Source organism: Actinomadura mexicana, from assembly GCF_900188105.1.
Lineage (GTDB): Bacteria > Actinomycetota > Actinomycetes > Streptosporangiales > Streptosporangiaceae > Spirillospora > Spirillospora mexicana.
Map to the genome: position 1 here is coordinate 108,481 of NZ_FZNP01000011.1, position 11,719 is coordinate 120,199.

Annotated in this window: 14 protein-coding genes; 7 read left to right on the plus strand and 7 right to left on the minus strand. The window is 74.1% G+C overall.

All coding sequences use genetic code 11. The annotated features are described in order from the left end of the window. Window positions 1-131 precede the first annotated feature (131 nt). Entirely contained in the window at window positions 132-575 is a 444-nt protein-coding gene (locus CHC11_RS26955; RefSeq protein WP_089314622.1) for a universal stress protein, read from the minus strand. A 313-nt stretch (window positions 576-888) separates the two neighbouring features. Here CHC11_RS26955 and CHC11_RS26960 point away from each other — a divergent pair, with 313 nt between their 5' ends. The 3 genes from CHC11_RS26960 to CHC11_RS26970 all read left to right on the plus strand — a co-directional run bounded on the left by CHC11_RS26960 (window position 889) and on the right by CHC11_RS26970 (window position 2,757). After that, complete coding sequence (locus CHC11_RS26960; RefSeq protein WP_089314623.1) at window positions 889-1,302, plus strand: OsmC family protein; 414 nt, start codon at window positions 889-891, stop codon at window positions 1,300-1,302. A gap of 94 nt (window positions 1,303-1,396) precedes the next feature. Further along, window positions 1,397-2,242, plus strand: a complete 846-nt coding sequence (locus tag CHC11_RS26965; RefSeq protein ID WP_089314767.1) for a universal stress protein — start codon at window positions 1,397-1,399, stop codon at window positions 2,240-2,242. 44 nt (window positions 2,243-2,286) lie between these two features. After that, entirely contained in the window at window positions 2,287-2,757 is a 471-nt protein-coding gene (locus CHC11_RS26970; RefSeq protein ID WP_089314624.1) for a Crp/Fnr family transcriptional regulator, read from the plus strand. Window positions 2,758-2,851: 94 nt separating this feature from the next. Here CHC11_RS26970 and CHC11_RS26975 read toward each other — a convergent pair whose 3' ends face one another. From CHC11_RS26975 to CHC11_RS26985, 3 genes are all read right to left on the minus strand, one after another. Beyond that, on the minus strand, window positions 2,852-3,058 hold the full coding sequence (locus tag CHC11_RS26975) for a hypothetical protein (RefSeq protein ID WP_089314625.1): 207 nt from the start codon (window positions 3,056-3,058) through the stop codon (window positions 2,852-2,854). 210 nt (window positions 3,059-3,268) lie between these two features. Next, the gene (locus CHC11_RS26980) at window positions 3,269-4,387 is read right to left on the minus strand and encodes a class I tRNA ligase family protein (protein WP_245919827.1); all 1,119 of its coding nucleotides are present in this window, start codon (window positions 4,385-4,387) and stop codon (window positions 3,269-3,271) included. A gap of 151 nt (window positions 4,388-4,538) precedes the next feature. Beyond that, complete coding sequence (locus CHC11_RS26985; RefSeq protein WP_089314626.1) at window positions 4,539-5,120, minus strand: Rv1733c family protein; 582 nt, start codon at window positions 5,118-5,120, stop codon at window positions 4,539-4,541. Between the two features lie 265 nt (window positions 5,121-5,385). Between CHC11_RS26985 and CHC11_RS26990 the strand changes: the two genes are divergently transcribed. Beyond that, window positions 5,386-6,108 carry a hypothetical protein gene (locus CHC11_RS26990; RefSeq protein WP_089314627.1) on the plus strand — a complete coding sequence of 241 codons (723 nt, stop codon included), beginning with the start codon at window positions 5,386-5,388 and terminating at the stop codon, window positions 6,106-6,108. A 283-nt stretch (window positions 6,109-6,391) separates the two neighbouring features. Next, the gene (locus CHC11_RS26995) at window positions 6,392-7,246 is read left to right on the plus strand and encodes a universal stress protein (RefSeq protein ID WP_089314628.1); all 855 of its coding nucleotides are present in this window, start codon (window positions 6,392-6,394) and stop codon (window positions 7,244-7,246) included. A gap of 46 nt (window positions 7,247-7,292) precedes the next feature. On the opposite strand, the gene CHC11_RS27000 is transcribed toward CHC11_RS26995, so the two are convergent. Together CHC11_RS27000 and CHC11_RS27005 are read right to left on the minus strand one after the other, a co-directional pair. Continuing rightward, window positions 7,293-7,637 (minus strand): STAS domain-containing protein, encoded by a 345-nt coding sequence (locus CHC11_RS27000; protein ID WP_089314629.1) that lies wholly within the window; start codon window positions 7,635-7,637, stop codon window positions 7,293-7,295. Between the two features lie 117 nt (window positions 7,638-7,754). Continuing rightward, the gene (locus tag CHC11_RS27005) at window positions 7,755-8,894 is read right to left on the minus strand and encodes a site-2 protease family protein (protein ID WP_179279016.1); all 1,140 of its coding nucleotides are present in this window, start codon (window positions 8,892-8,894) and stop codon (window positions 7,755-7,757) included. Window positions 8,895-9,207: 313 nt separating this feature from the next. Here CHC11_RS27005 and CHC11_RS27010 point away from each other — a divergent pair, with 313 nt between their 5' ends. Further along, window positions 9,208-10,059: a universal stress protein gene (locus tag CHC11_RS27010; RefSeq protein ID WP_089314769.1), complete on the plus strand. Its 852-nt coding sequence runs from the start codon at window positions 9,208-9,210 to the stop codon at window positions 10,057-10,059. 153 nt (window positions 10,060-10,212) lie between these two features. On the opposite strand, the gene CHC11_RS27015 is transcribed toward CHC11_RS27010, so the two are convergent. Continuing rightward, a complete protein-coding gene (locus CHC11_RS27015) occupies window positions 10,213-11,151 on the minus strand; it encodes a universal stress protein (RefSeq protein ID WP_089314631.1) in 939 nt (312 codons plus the stop codon). 214 nt (window positions 11,152-11,365) lie between these two features. Between CHC11_RS27015 and CHC11_RS27020 the strand changes: the two genes are divergently transcribed. Then, on the plus strand, window positions 11,366-11,632 hold the full coding sequence (locus CHC11_RS27020) for a histidine kinase (protein WP_179279017.1): 267 nt from the start codon (window positions 11,366-11,368) through the stop codon (window positions 11,630-11,632). Window positions 11,633-11,719 lie beyond the last annotated feature (87 nt).

Sequence of the window (11,719 nt, forward strand, 5' to 3'; positions counted from 1 at the left end):
AGGCATGTCGATGCATTGGGCGGCAAGGCGGGTCGGGAGGGGTGCGGCGCCGGAGATCGGTCCGGCGGCCCCACGGGCTGGATCGCGGCAAGGGCCTGTTCGACGGCGCGGTGAGTTTCGGCCCGCGGGCCTCAGAGGTTCTCGCCGGCGGCGGCCCTCTGGTCCGCGCAGATCACTACCTCGCACCGCGCCCGCTCCCGCACGACCGGGACGGTGTCGCCGCCGAGCGGGTTGCCGTGCTCGGAGTGCGCCCGGGCGCCGACCACCAGCAGTTCGGCGCGCCCGGCCGCTTCGGCCAGTACCACGCCCGGCTCCCCGTGCAGGACGCGCAGCCGGGTGGTCAGGTGCCGGGAGCGGGGGATCAGGCGGGCGACCAGGCGGCGCAGCCGCAGCCACTCCTTGACCGCGCGGAACGGGCGCCGCGCGGGGGCGTCGCCGGGCTCCATGACGCGGATGACGTCCAGGCGCGCGCGGCGTTCGGCGGCCTCGCGGGCGGCCCGGCGCAACGCGGCCATGGAGTTGGGGGAACCGTCCACCCCGACGACGACGGACCGTTGTTCCGGCACGACCCACATCAGCGACCTCCCTCAGTCATCCCCCACCCTGCCGTCCGGGACATTCCGCGAGTTAGTGCCGACCGTCCCACCAAATCGGGACTTTCGGCCCGATCCGGGCACCGCTCGGCGGGCGGCACGGCGGGATCTGGTGGCTCCCGGATGGAGGCACGTTGCAGGAGCCGGGGATGTGGCCGGTGTCGAACTCGCCTGGCGTCCGGACCTCACCCGTACCGGGGACTTCCGGCAGGACCTTTGGCTCTACCTGCGAAGACTTCCGAAATCGAGACTTGGGGTCCAATGCGAGGAACCGTCAGCAGAGGAGGTGGCACCGATGAGCGAGATGCTGGTCGTCCACCGGGAGGACGACGCCTTCGCGGTGATCGTCCGTGACCACGTGATCCACGTGGACCAGCCCTACACGGGGGGAGGGATGGACGCCGGGCCGACCCCGGTCGAGTTGTTCGTGGCGTCCCTGGCCGCGTGCACCGCGCACCACGCCCGGCTCTACCTGAAGGCGCGCTGCCTGCCCGCGAACGGGCTTGAGGTCGCCGCCGAGTACGCGATGACCCCGGAGGGTCCCGCCCGGGTGACGCGTGTCGAGCTGCGCCTGCGCCCTCCCGTCCGGCTGCCCGACCGGGACGTGGGGGGTCTGATGGCGGCCGTCATGGCCGGCACGGTCCACAACTCGATCTTTGACACCCCCCGTGTCGGCGTGCGCCTGGAGAGCGAGGTCACTGCCGCCTGAACGGGCGCCAGAGGTCCCGCCTCCGGGGGCCGTTCGACCCTGGAGAGGGGTTGCGACGGGCGCTGGAATGAAGGCGACCGATGAGGAGGGCGTCATGAGCCACGTGGTCGTCGGATACGACGCGACCAGTGCGAGCGGGCGTGCCCTGCGCTGGGCGGTGGAGGAGGCCCGGCTCCGGTGGGTGCCGCTCACGGTGTGCCACGCCTGGCAGCGGCCGTACTCGATCGGCTCCATCGACCACGAGGGCGTCGCCCTCGTCCGCCGGATGGGGGAGCACGTGCTCGACCAGGGCGTGGCGCTGGCGCATGAGCTGGCCCCCGGCCTGCAGGTGCGCAAGCGGCTGGAGACCGGGGGGCCTTACGAGGCGCTGCTGAACCAGGGGCCGGACGCCGAGCTCATCGTCGTCGGATCGCATCCGCCGGAGGAGACGCCCGTCGGGTCCACGGCGCTGCGGGTCCCGGCCCGGGCAGGTCGCCCCGTCGCGGTCGTGCGCTCGGCCGCCTCGCGCGACGGCCTGGTGGTCGTCGGCGTCGACGGTTCCTCGGGCGCCGACGCGGCACTGGCGTTCGGGTTCGAGGAGGCGGCCCTGCGCGGCTGGCGGCTGCGCGCGGTCTACGGCTGCTGGGAGCCCGGCGCCGCGCCCGACGGCGACCTGTCGCTGTTCGGCGATGAGGACAAGCTCCGCCACGCGTGCGGGGCGGTGCTGGAACGGGCGGTCGCGCCCTGGCTGGTCAAGTACTCCGCCGTCCAGGCGACGACGTCGCTGGTGCTCAGGCCGCCCCGCGAGGCCCTGCTGGAGGCGGCGGAGGGTGCGACGCTGACGGTGGTGGGCGCGCGCGGCACCGGCGCGGTCGAGCCTCTGACGCTCGGCGCGACGAGCGACGCGCTGCTCAAGCACGCGCCCCTCACGCTCACGATCGTCCCGCAGCGGGTCGGATGACGCCGGGCGGCGGAGAACACCGGAGGTAGGCGAGCCAAGTGAGCATGGTGACCGCGGCCGATCTGGCCGGCGAGCCGTTCTTCGACGGTATGCGGAGCCCGGATCTGACCAGGCTTGCGAAGGCGGCCCGGCACACCGACATCTCCGCGGGGCGGCGCATGTTCGCGGAGTCCGCCGCGGCGGAGCGGTTCTGGCTCCTCCTTGACGGGAGCGTGGCCGTCGACATGCGCGTCCCCGAAGGCGGGACGCTCGTCATCGACACCTTCGGGCCCGGATCGGTGGTGGGCTGGTCATGGCTGTTCCGTCCGCACCGCGGGCGGTTCGGCGCGTTCGCGAGCACGCCGGTCCAGGCGATCGAGTTCGACGGCCGGCTGGTCCGGACGCTGAGCGCGGTGGACCCCTCGCTCGGCTACGAGCTGACGCGCCGCTTCGCCGAGCAGGTCGTGGGCCGCCTGGAGGCGACCCAGACCCGGCTCGCCGAAGTCGCCCCCGAAACCCTGGGCCGGGCGGTGTAACCCCTCGCGGGCCGCCCCGCCCCTGCCGGTGGGGGCGTACGAGGGCCCGCGGACGACGATCACCGGGCCCGGGTCAAGCGCCCGGCGGCGGGCGTCAGCGGTGGGAGCAGGAGCAGTTCCTGCGCCCGCCGTGGGCCGGCGGCGCCGGTTCGCCGGGGTCGGGGGTGTCCGGGGAAGTGCTCTCCACGGCGGCGGCCAGCAGCCGGGCCGCTTCGGCGAGCGCGGCCACCTGCCGCTCCAGCACCGCGACGCGATGCTCCAGAGCCGGGACGGACGAACCATGGGAGATCTGCCTCGCCATCGCGAAGTTCCTTAAAGCTCGGGGAGCCGCCCCGGTGGCGGCCACGGTGCCGACTCCAGCGTCGGTCGCGCGCCCGCTCCACCGTAGGGACCTTCGTCCCCGTTTCGACGGCGACGGTCCTTTCGTCCCCGAACGTGAACCTCAAGCGCGATGGTGCCTCTCACCGGGGACGCCCGGCGCGCTTCGGCACTGGATCACCGCGGCGCGGGCTCAGCCGACGGCCAGGATCCGCGCCACCAGGCGAGCGGTCCGGCCGCCCTCCTGCTCCGCCACAGCGAGCGCCGTCCCGACGTCGAGTTCGTCGAGGAGGGCCCGCGTCACGGCGGTCTCCGCCGCGGGGGAGGAGCGGCCGCGGCCCGCCGCGCCGAGGAGGCGGTCCAGGCCGGCCGCGGCGCGGTCAAGGGCGTCGGGCGTGTAGTCGCACTCCTGCGCCCAGGGCTCGGCGAGGAGCATGAACCGGACGGCCGAGGACGGGTGGTCCTGGACGAGATCGGAGACCAGCACCAGGTTGCCGGTGGACTTGGCCATCTTGGTACCGTCCCGGCAGACCATCCCGACGTGCAGCCAGGCCCGGGAGAACGGCCGCACGCCGGTCAGCGCCTCGGCCATGGCGGCCTCGTAGGCGTGGTGGGGGAACCGCAGGTCGACGCCGCCGGCGTGCAGGTCCAGTGCCGGGCCGAAGGTCGTCATGGCCATCGCGGAGCACTCGGCGTGCCAGCCGGGCCGTCCCGCGCTCCAGGGACTGGGCCAGGCCGGCTCGCCCGACCGCGACGGCCGCCAGAGCGCGACGTCGAACGGGTCCGCCTTGCCGGGATCATCGGGCGCGTCGCCGTACTCGGCGAGGAGCTCGCGTGCTCGGCCGACGTCGAGGCCGGCCCGCCGCGGGACCTCGCCGCCGCGGAAGTAGACCGCGCCGTCGCGGAGGTAGGCGTGGCCGGAGGCGAGGAGGCCCTGGGCGAGCGCGACGACCTCGCTGACATGGTTGTGCGCGCGGGGCTGGTGGTCGACGGCGTGGACGCCGAGAGCCTCCAGGTCGCGTTCGAAGTAGAACTGCTGGACGGCGGCGAAGCTGTCGTACGGGCTGCCCGCACGGTGCGCGGCCTGGTCCAGCACGTCGTCGACATCGGTGACGTTGCGGCACACTCGCACCTCTCCGCCGGCGTGCCGCAGGACCCGCGCGGCGACGTCGGCCCAGACGAACGTGCGCGCATGGCCGAGGTGGGTCGCGTCGTACGGGGTGATCCCGCAGACGTACATGCGGGCGGGGCCGACGACGGGGATGGGACTGCCGCCGATCCGCAGCGTGCGGCCGGGCGAGTTGAGATCCACGTGAGCGCCGCTCCTCGGGGTGGAAGAACCGGTTCTTCCTCTCTGCCCTACCCGCCGGGCCCATCCGTTCCGGGGGACGAAGGTCCCGACGACCGGTGACCTTGGGTGCCCGTCCCGAAACCGCCCGGACCTGATCGGTGAACCGCCTCTCCTAGGGCGAGCGGGAGCGGCGGTCGAAGTCGGCCCATTCCTCGTCCCACCGCCGGTAGCGGCGCTTGTCGCAACCCCAGCGGACCACGAGGTAGACGGTGAGCAGCGGGAGGCCCGTCACCGCCACGACCGCCGCGGCGGCGGACACTTCGTCACCGACCGTCCGCGCGTGTTTCCGCGGGCCCATCTCTTCCAGGCTGTGGCGGGGGCTCGTCCAGAGCACGCGGTGCTCGCCGATCGCGGTCGCGCGCCAGCTGGTGTACCGGCCGGTGTGCGGAGCGCCGTCCGCACCGGACCAGATCACGGTGACCTCGCGCCCGGACTCCAGCGGCGTGACCCCGACCACCGTCGCGTCGACGCGGTGGCGTGTCGCGGCCTCGTACCGTTCGGCGCGGACCCCCGCGGCGTGGACGGACCAGACGACGTGGGCGGCGGCGACCGGGGCGACGACCAGGAAGAGCAGGAGCAGGAGCAGCCCGGCGCGCCACTGGGTCCGATCCACTCTCCGGCGCAGGACGTTGCCGTCGAACCCGCAGCGGCGCCGCAGGCGGTCCGCGCGTGCCATGGCGTCCGGCGCCTTCATGCCCTGCTCCCCGGGTCGATGACCGAACGACCTCGAAAGTCGCCCGGAACGGCTCATACCTGCAGCCTTCCCGGGGACGCGCCGCGAACCACGGACGGATGTCCTCGCCACCGCGATCCGAAGGTCCCTCTTCTCGGGTCCGGCGGCCGGTGCGCCCGGGGCTGAGGGACGAACGTCCCTGGCCGGCATGACGAAGGACTCTGGGGAGCCGGGCCGCCGCTCGCCAGCGTGGAACCGAGCGGCCATCGACAGGGGAGGCCACGTGATGAGCATGAGCGTTCGCGGTATCGCGCTCGCCTGCGGCGCGGCCGCCGCCTATGCGGCCGCGATCCGCCCCGCGCTGCTGTCCTGGGGGGCCACCGAAAGGGAGGCGGACACCTCCTATCCGAGCGACGAGCTGATCGGGAACGCGACGAGCGGGTCCACCATGGCGGCCTCGCTGCCCGCACCGCCGGAGGCGGTCTGGCCGTGGCTGGTGCAGATGGGATGCGGGCGGGCCGGCTGGTACGGCTGGGACCTGCTCGACAACGGCGGGCGGCCGAGCACGGACCTCATCGTCCCCGCGTGGCAGGACCTGGCGGTGGGCGACCGCGTGCCCACCGTCCCGAGCGGGACGACCTACTTCCGCGTCGAGGTCCTCGATCCGGGCAGGACCCTGGTGCTGCGGAGCGACTTGGAGCTGCCGTCCGGAAGGGCGTTCGACCCGCGCGGGCCGATGCCGCGGGCGTACGCGGACGGGATCTGGGCCTTCCACCTCCGCCGGCTGCCCGACGGGTGCACGCGCCTGATCGTCCGAACGCGCGGCCGGGGGTCGTCTTCGGTCGCGGAGCGCCTGTTCCACTGGGTCCTCGGCGAGCCGGCGCACTTCATCATGCAGCACAGGCAGTTCCATGGGCTTCGCCGGCGCGTCGCCGGCCACGGGCCTGGAGGGGTGGAAGGCGCGGAGGCCGACGAGGCCCCCCGAGGGGACCTTCGGCTCGTCCGGTGACCGGCCCGCCAGGGCGGCACGCCGCGCACACGTGCCGGACCTGAGGCGGACGAAGGACCTTCGTCCCTGGTCCGGACGCCGGCGGCGAGGTGGAATGTAATCGGGCGAGGGAAGTCGAGCAGAAAGGGACGGAGAAGTGGGAGACCACGCACCGTCCATCTCGAAACGCTGCCTAAGCGGCGGAGGGCTTCTCCCGCCCCTCTCACGTTGTCCGGACGCCGTGTCCCGGCCATTGGCCGGTGAACGCGTTCAGGGATGCAGCGGGACGGGACGGAGGCTCGCGATGTCCGACGGAAGCGGCGCACGCGAAGTGGTCGTCGGATTCGACGGATCGGTTCATGCCATGCAGGCGCTGGATTGGGCGCTGGACGAGGCGGAGCTGCGCGGATCGCCGTTGGTGCTGTGCCACGCGTGGCAGTGGCCGTACCAGGGGGTCAGGCCCGATCTGGAGGAGGCGGGCCGGCGGTCGCTGCGCGGGGCGGCGCAGCACGTGCTGGCCCACGGCGTCGAGTGCGCCAGGCAGCGCACGGCCGGGGTTGCGGTCAGGCCCGTGTCGGAGGAGGGGTCGGCGGCGGAGCGCCTCACGGAACTGTCGGCCGGCGCCGAGCTCCTGGTGCTCGGGTCCCGCGGCCTTGGGCGGCTCGCGCGCGTGCCGGTCGGCTCGGTCGCCGCGCACGTCGCCATGCACGCGCTATGCCCGGTCATCGTGGTCAGGGGCGTCGGCGCGCTGCCACGCCTTGGGGATCCGAGGCCGGTCGTGGTCGTGGTGGACGGTTCGCCCGCGGCGGACGGCGCGCTCTCGTTCGCCGCCCGCGAGGCGGAGTCGCGGCAGCTGCCCCTGAAGATCGTCTACTCGCCCGCCGGGGGTGAGGCGTCGCCGGCCGCCGCGCTCCGGCGCTCCTCGGCCCACGAGCCGATGGAGCGGGCCGTCGCCGTGATCAAGGAGCGGCACCCGGACGCCCGCACGCATCCGGAGAACCCCCTCGCGCCCCCGCCCGAAGCGCTGCGGGAGGCCGCGCAGGAGGCGCGCCTGCTGGTCGTCGGGGCCGCGCATCCCGCGTTCGGCTCGGTCGCGCAGTGGCTGCTGTACAACGCGGTCTGCCCGATCGCGGTGGTGCCGCCCGCCCGAACGTCCTGAGGAAACGCCCGCCGGCCAGCACGGCGACTTCGCGCGGGGGGCTGCTTCAGCGAGCGGACGCGAACCGGCGGTCGAGCCCGGTGAGCCGCAGGATCTTCGCCATCTGCGGGCGGGGTCCGATCAGGGTGACGGCGCCGCCGTGGCGGCGTGCCAGCTCGTCGGCGGCGACGAGCGCCGCCAGACCCCGGGCGTCGCAGAAGGTCAGGCCGGAGACGTCGACCACGACGTCGGGCCCGCGTTCGTCGACGAGCCCCGCCAGCTCGATCCCGAACGCGGCCGACGAGGCGATGTCCAGTTCGCCGCGGGCCGTCACGTGCGCCGTCCCGCCGTCGTCGTCGATCGACGTGACGAGCTCCCCGGACGCTTCCAGCTGGATCCCCTGCGTTTCCATGCCTTCCCCCTCGCCCCCAAGGCTCCTTCCCCGGACGGTCCGCCACCAGGGACCTAGGTCCCTGTGTCGCCCCGTGCCCCCGGTGGGGATCTCCCTGCCCGGGCGGAAGCCCGGGTCTCAGGCGGGGGCCGGGCTGCCTCGGCGGAGCCGGGTCTGGCGCATCATCCGCTGGAGGTCGTCGGTGGTGACGATCCCGAGCAGATGGTGGTCGGCGGCGACGGCCGCGACGAGGTCGCCCGCGACGGGGGCCATCTGGAGCAGGGCGTCCACGGGCTGCTCGGGGCCGACGATCCGGTCGGACCCGAGCGGGACGCTCAGATCGCCGAGGGTGACGCCGGTCTCCCGCTCCGGGACGCGGGCCAGCCGGTCGACCGTGACGGCGCCGACGGGGTCGCCGGACACGCTCACGACCGGGAACACCGTCTGGCGGGACCGTGCCGCCACGTCCTGGACGAACGCGGACGCGGGCTGCCAGGCCCAGCCGTGGTCGGGGTCGCGCGTCATGACGTCGGCGACCCGTAGATCCCGCGCGGCCTCGCGCAGGTCCGACCAGCGCGCCTCCGCCCGCGCCGAGCTGGAGATGAACCAGCCGACCACCGCCAGCCACAGCCCGTTGAACCAGCTCCACAGCAGCAGCATCAGCAGACCGACGCCGATCATGGTCTGGCCGAGCACCAGCCCGGCGCGCTGGGCGCTGCGGGTGGCGCTCGCCCGGTCCCCGCTCCGGCCCCACAGCAGCGCCCGCAGGATGCGCCCGCCGTCCAGCGGCGCTCCCGGTAGCAGGTTGAACACCGCGATCAGGATGTTGGTCGCCGCCAGCCAGCTCAGGGAGGCGGTGACGATGACGGGGGCGCCGAGCGCGTGCCCGGCGGCCCAGGCCCCCGCGAACACCGCTCCGGCCGCCGCGCTGGTCAGCGGGCCGACCCCGGCGATCTGGAGATCGGCGCGGGCGGTGGCGGGTTCGCCGTCCAGTTCCGCGAGGCCGCCCAGCGCCCACAGCGTGATCGAGCCGACCCGCACGTCGTGGCGGCGGGCGACCAGCGCGTGCCCGAACTCGTGCGCGGCCAGCGAGCCCATGAACAGCACGGCGGCCAGCACGGCCGCCGTCCAGCGCGCGCCGGGGGGCGCGCCGGGGTCGGCGGCGGGCAGCACCGAGCGCGCGAGGATCTCGGCGATCAACAGCATGATCACCAGAACCGACCAGTGCATCCCGACCGCGATCCCCCGGAAGGTGCCGAACCTGAACGTCTGCTTCATCGCGTGCCTCCTGCCGATGCCACCAGGCTCGCGCGAGGGTCCGTTCGAGGGCAGAGGCGAAATTCCCCTACTCATGGGTCTTTGGACCCCCTCAGGTCGGCGGTCGGCGCCCTTTCCTTCGGCCTCGCTGCGCAGCGCGATGAGCACGCGAACCCGGATCGCTGTCGCGCGCAGATCGGACAGGCGCGGACAGGCGCGGACCGGCGGCGCCGAAGGTCCCCGCCGCGGCGGACCTTGGTCCATGGCCCGCGCCGGCCCGGTCCGCGAAGGCTGGAGGGAGGCCGTGAGAGGAAGCGTGATCGTCGGAGGAGCCATGTCCGCACCGATCGTCGTGGGGACCGACGGGTCCGCCGCCGCGGGCCGGGCCGTCGACTGGGCGGCGGGCGAGGCGGCGCTGCGGCACCGGCCGCTGCACATCGTCCACGCGGCGGAGATCTGGCCGTACCAGGTCCGCCGGTTCGTTCCTCCGGACGCGGCCGAGCGCACCTCACCGGCCGGGCATGCCGTGCTGCTGGAAGCCGAGAGCCGCGTCCTGGAGCGCCGGCCGGGGCTGCGGGTGACGACCGCCCTGGTCGTCAACGCGACGCCGGACGCTCTGCGAGACGAAACGGAGAAGGCGTTCGAGCTGGTGCTCGGGCACCGCGGGCACGGCGGCTTCGCCGGGCTCCTGCTCGGCTCGGTCGGCCTGCGCATGGCGGGGCAGACCGCCGTCCCGCTGGTGATCGTGCGTGACGGCGCCGCCGGCCGCGGCGAGGTCGTGGTGGGTCACGACGTCGCCGAGGAGCCGGGGGAGGCGCTCAGGTACGCCTTCGAGGCGGCCGCCGTCCGCGGGGCGCGGCTGCGCGTCGTGCACGCGTGGCAGCTCTCCGTGGACATGGCCGAAGCCGGATACGCCCTCGACGAGGAGCGCCTGAACGACGAGCGGCGGGCGCGGGTCATCGAGGCCTACGCTCCACTCCACGAGAGGTATCCGCTGGTCGATGTGGCCAACGACGTCCTCGTCGGGCACCCGGTGTCCGAACTGACCAGGGTGTCGCGGACGGCGGACCTGGTCGTCGTCGGCGCGCACCCCCACCGCTGGGGCCTGTCCAGGCTCGGCTCGATCGGCCACGGGGTGATCCACCACGCCGAGTGCCCGGTCGCCGTCGTCGGCGGGCCACGGTAGGGCGCACGGAGCGGTGAACCTGCCGGTGGACGGAATCGCGAGCAGGGGCATCGCCCAGTTCGCGGGACCTTCGTGAACGTCGCGGGCACGCTCTTGCGCCGGGCGGGTCGGTCCCCCCACCGTCCGGACGGGCGCCCGGACGCCTGCCCTTGCTCAGCCCGTGCCGCCGCGCGCCGACGCCACCGCGGTTTCCGCGGTCCTCCGCCGCCCGGTTCCCTGGACGGGCACCACCGCCACCGGACAGGGCGCCTCCTGCAGCGCGGTCTGGGTCACCGGACCCAGCAGCGTCTGCGGTCCCGAGCCGATACCGCGCACGCCCATCACCAGCAGCGCCGCGCCGCGGGCGGCGCCGACCAGGGCCTGCCGCGGCGTGTCGACCAGGAACTCGGTCTCCAGCGGCACCTGCGGGTGCCGGCTCCGCCAGGCCGCGGCGTCCTCCTCGAACCGCTTCATCGCCTCGCGCCTGATCATCTGGGGGTCGCTGAAGGGGACGCGGTCCGGTCCGCGGAACGCGGCCGGGTCCCACCAGCTGCACACGGCCGTCACCGAGGCGCCGCGCAGCGCGGCCTCCTCGAAGGCGAAGCCGATGGCCGCCTCGCCGCCCGTCGAGCCGTCCACGCCCACCACCAGCCGCTCGCGGCCCCGCCGGGTGGGCGGCAGGCTCTGCCGCACGACGACGACCGGGCGGTCGGCATGGGACGCCACCTGGACCGCGGTGGAGCCGACCGTCAACCCCTCGAACCCGCCGTGCCCCCGCGAGCCGAGTGCGACCAGCGCGGCGTCGCGCGATGCCTCCAGCAGCACGGCCGAGGCCCACCCCCGCTCCAGGCGCCAGCGGACGTCCAGTCCCTCGGCGAGGCCGTGGGCCTTGCGCACGCCCTCGTCCGCCACGATCGCACCCGCGCCGCGCAGGACCTCCAGCGTGTCCCTGTCCGGCTGGCGCAGCGGATAGGGCCAGTGCCAGGCATGGCAGACCGTGAGGGGCAGATTGCGGAGCAGAGCCTCCCGCACTCCCCAGCGGATCGCCTCGTCCGCGGCGGGCGACCCGTCGTACCCGACCAGGACGGTGCCCGTCCTCTCGTGATCGTTCATGGCCGATCCCTCCCCTGTCGGTGTGTCCAGCCTTTCCCGGGACGCGAAGGCGCAGGCAGGGGCCGCTGTCCCGGGTACGAGGGACTTTCGGCCCTGAAATGGGGACAGAATCAACAAAATGCCCGCAAATCCCTACCTCGCGGGCGTGGTCAGGGGCATGGCCCCGGGAATGTTCCTGCGTGTATCGTTCGCTCCCCGTGCAGAGGGCAGAGGGATGACCTGTTCGTCACCTGCGCCCGGGCTCGCGTGCGGATCGCGTGACGGGCAGCGCATCGGCCACGACCTGGCCGACCAGATCACCTGCCGGTTGTTCGGCATCGGCCTTGAACTGAACGGTGCCCTGGCCCTCATCCAGGACCCTCAGGCCACCCGGCGCGTCCGGGCGGCTCTGACCGGACTGGACGACGCCATCGACGATCTGCGCCGTGTCGTCTTCGACCTCCACACCGCCCCCGGGGATCCGGGCGCCTTCGACCGCTGAGCCCGTCCTGGGGCGCCGGCCGGTGACGCTGATGACCGTGTCTTAACGCTCGACGCCCACCCGCCGGATCTAGGCGATGACGGCTGC

Excerpts from the sequence above, each read along its gene's own strand:
- CHC11_RS27010 (WP_089314769.1), top strand. The coding sequence starts at position 9,208 with ATGTCCGCACCGATCGTCGTGGGGACCGACGGGTCCGCCGCCGCGGGC.
- CHC11_RS26975 (WP_089314625.1), bottom strand. The coding sequence starts at position 3,058 with ATGGCGAGGCAGATCTCCCATGGTTCGTCCGTCCCGGCTCTGGAGCAT.
- CHC11_RS26995 (WP_089314628.1), top strand. The coding sequence starts at position 6,392 with ATGTCCGACGGAAGCGGCGCACGCGAAGTGGTCGTCGGATTCGACGGA.
- CHC11_RS26985 (WP_089314626.1), bottom strand. The coding sequence starts at position 5,120 with ATGAAGGCGCCGGACGCCATGGCACGCGCGGACCGCCTGCGGCGCCGC.
- CHC11_RS26990 (WP_089314627.1), top strand. The coding sequence starts at position 5,386 with ATGAGCATGAGCGTTCGCGGTATCGCGCTCGCCTGCGGCGCGGCCGCC.
- CHC11_RS26970 (WP_089314624.1), top strand. The coding sequence starts at position 2,287 with ATGGTGACCGCGGCCGATCTGGCCGGCGAGCCGTTCTTCGACGGTATG.
- CHC11_RS27005 (WP_179279016.1), bottom strand. The coding sequence starts at position 8,894 with ATGAAGCAGACGTTCAGGTTCGGCACCTTCCGGGGGATCGCGGTCGGG.
- CHC11_RS27020 (WP_179279017.1), top strand. The coding sequence starts at position 11,366 with ATGACCTGTTCGTCACCTGCGCCCGGGCTCGCGTGCGGATCGCGTGAC.
- CHC11_RS27015 (WP_089314631.1), bottom strand. The coding sequence starts at position 11,151 with ATGAACGATCACGAGAGGACGGGCACCGTCCTGGTCGGGTACGACGGG.
- CHC11_RS26955 (WP_089314622.1), bottom strand. The coding sequence starts at position 575 with ATGTGGGTCGTGCCGGAACAACGGTCCGTCGTCGTCGGGGTGGACGGT.
- CHC11_RS26960 (WP_089314623.1), top strand. The coding sequence starts at position 889 with ATGAGCGAGATGCTGGTCGTCCACCGGGAGGACGACGCCTTCGCGGTG.
- CHC11_RS27000 (WP_089314629.1), bottom strand. The coding sequence starts at position 7,637 with ATGGAAACGCAGGGGATCCAGCTGGAAGCGTCCGGGGAGCTCGTCACG.
- CHC11_RS26965 (WP_089314767.1), top strand. The coding sequence starts at position 1,397 with ATGAGCCACGTGGTCGTCGGATACGACGCGACCAGTGCGAGCGGGCGT.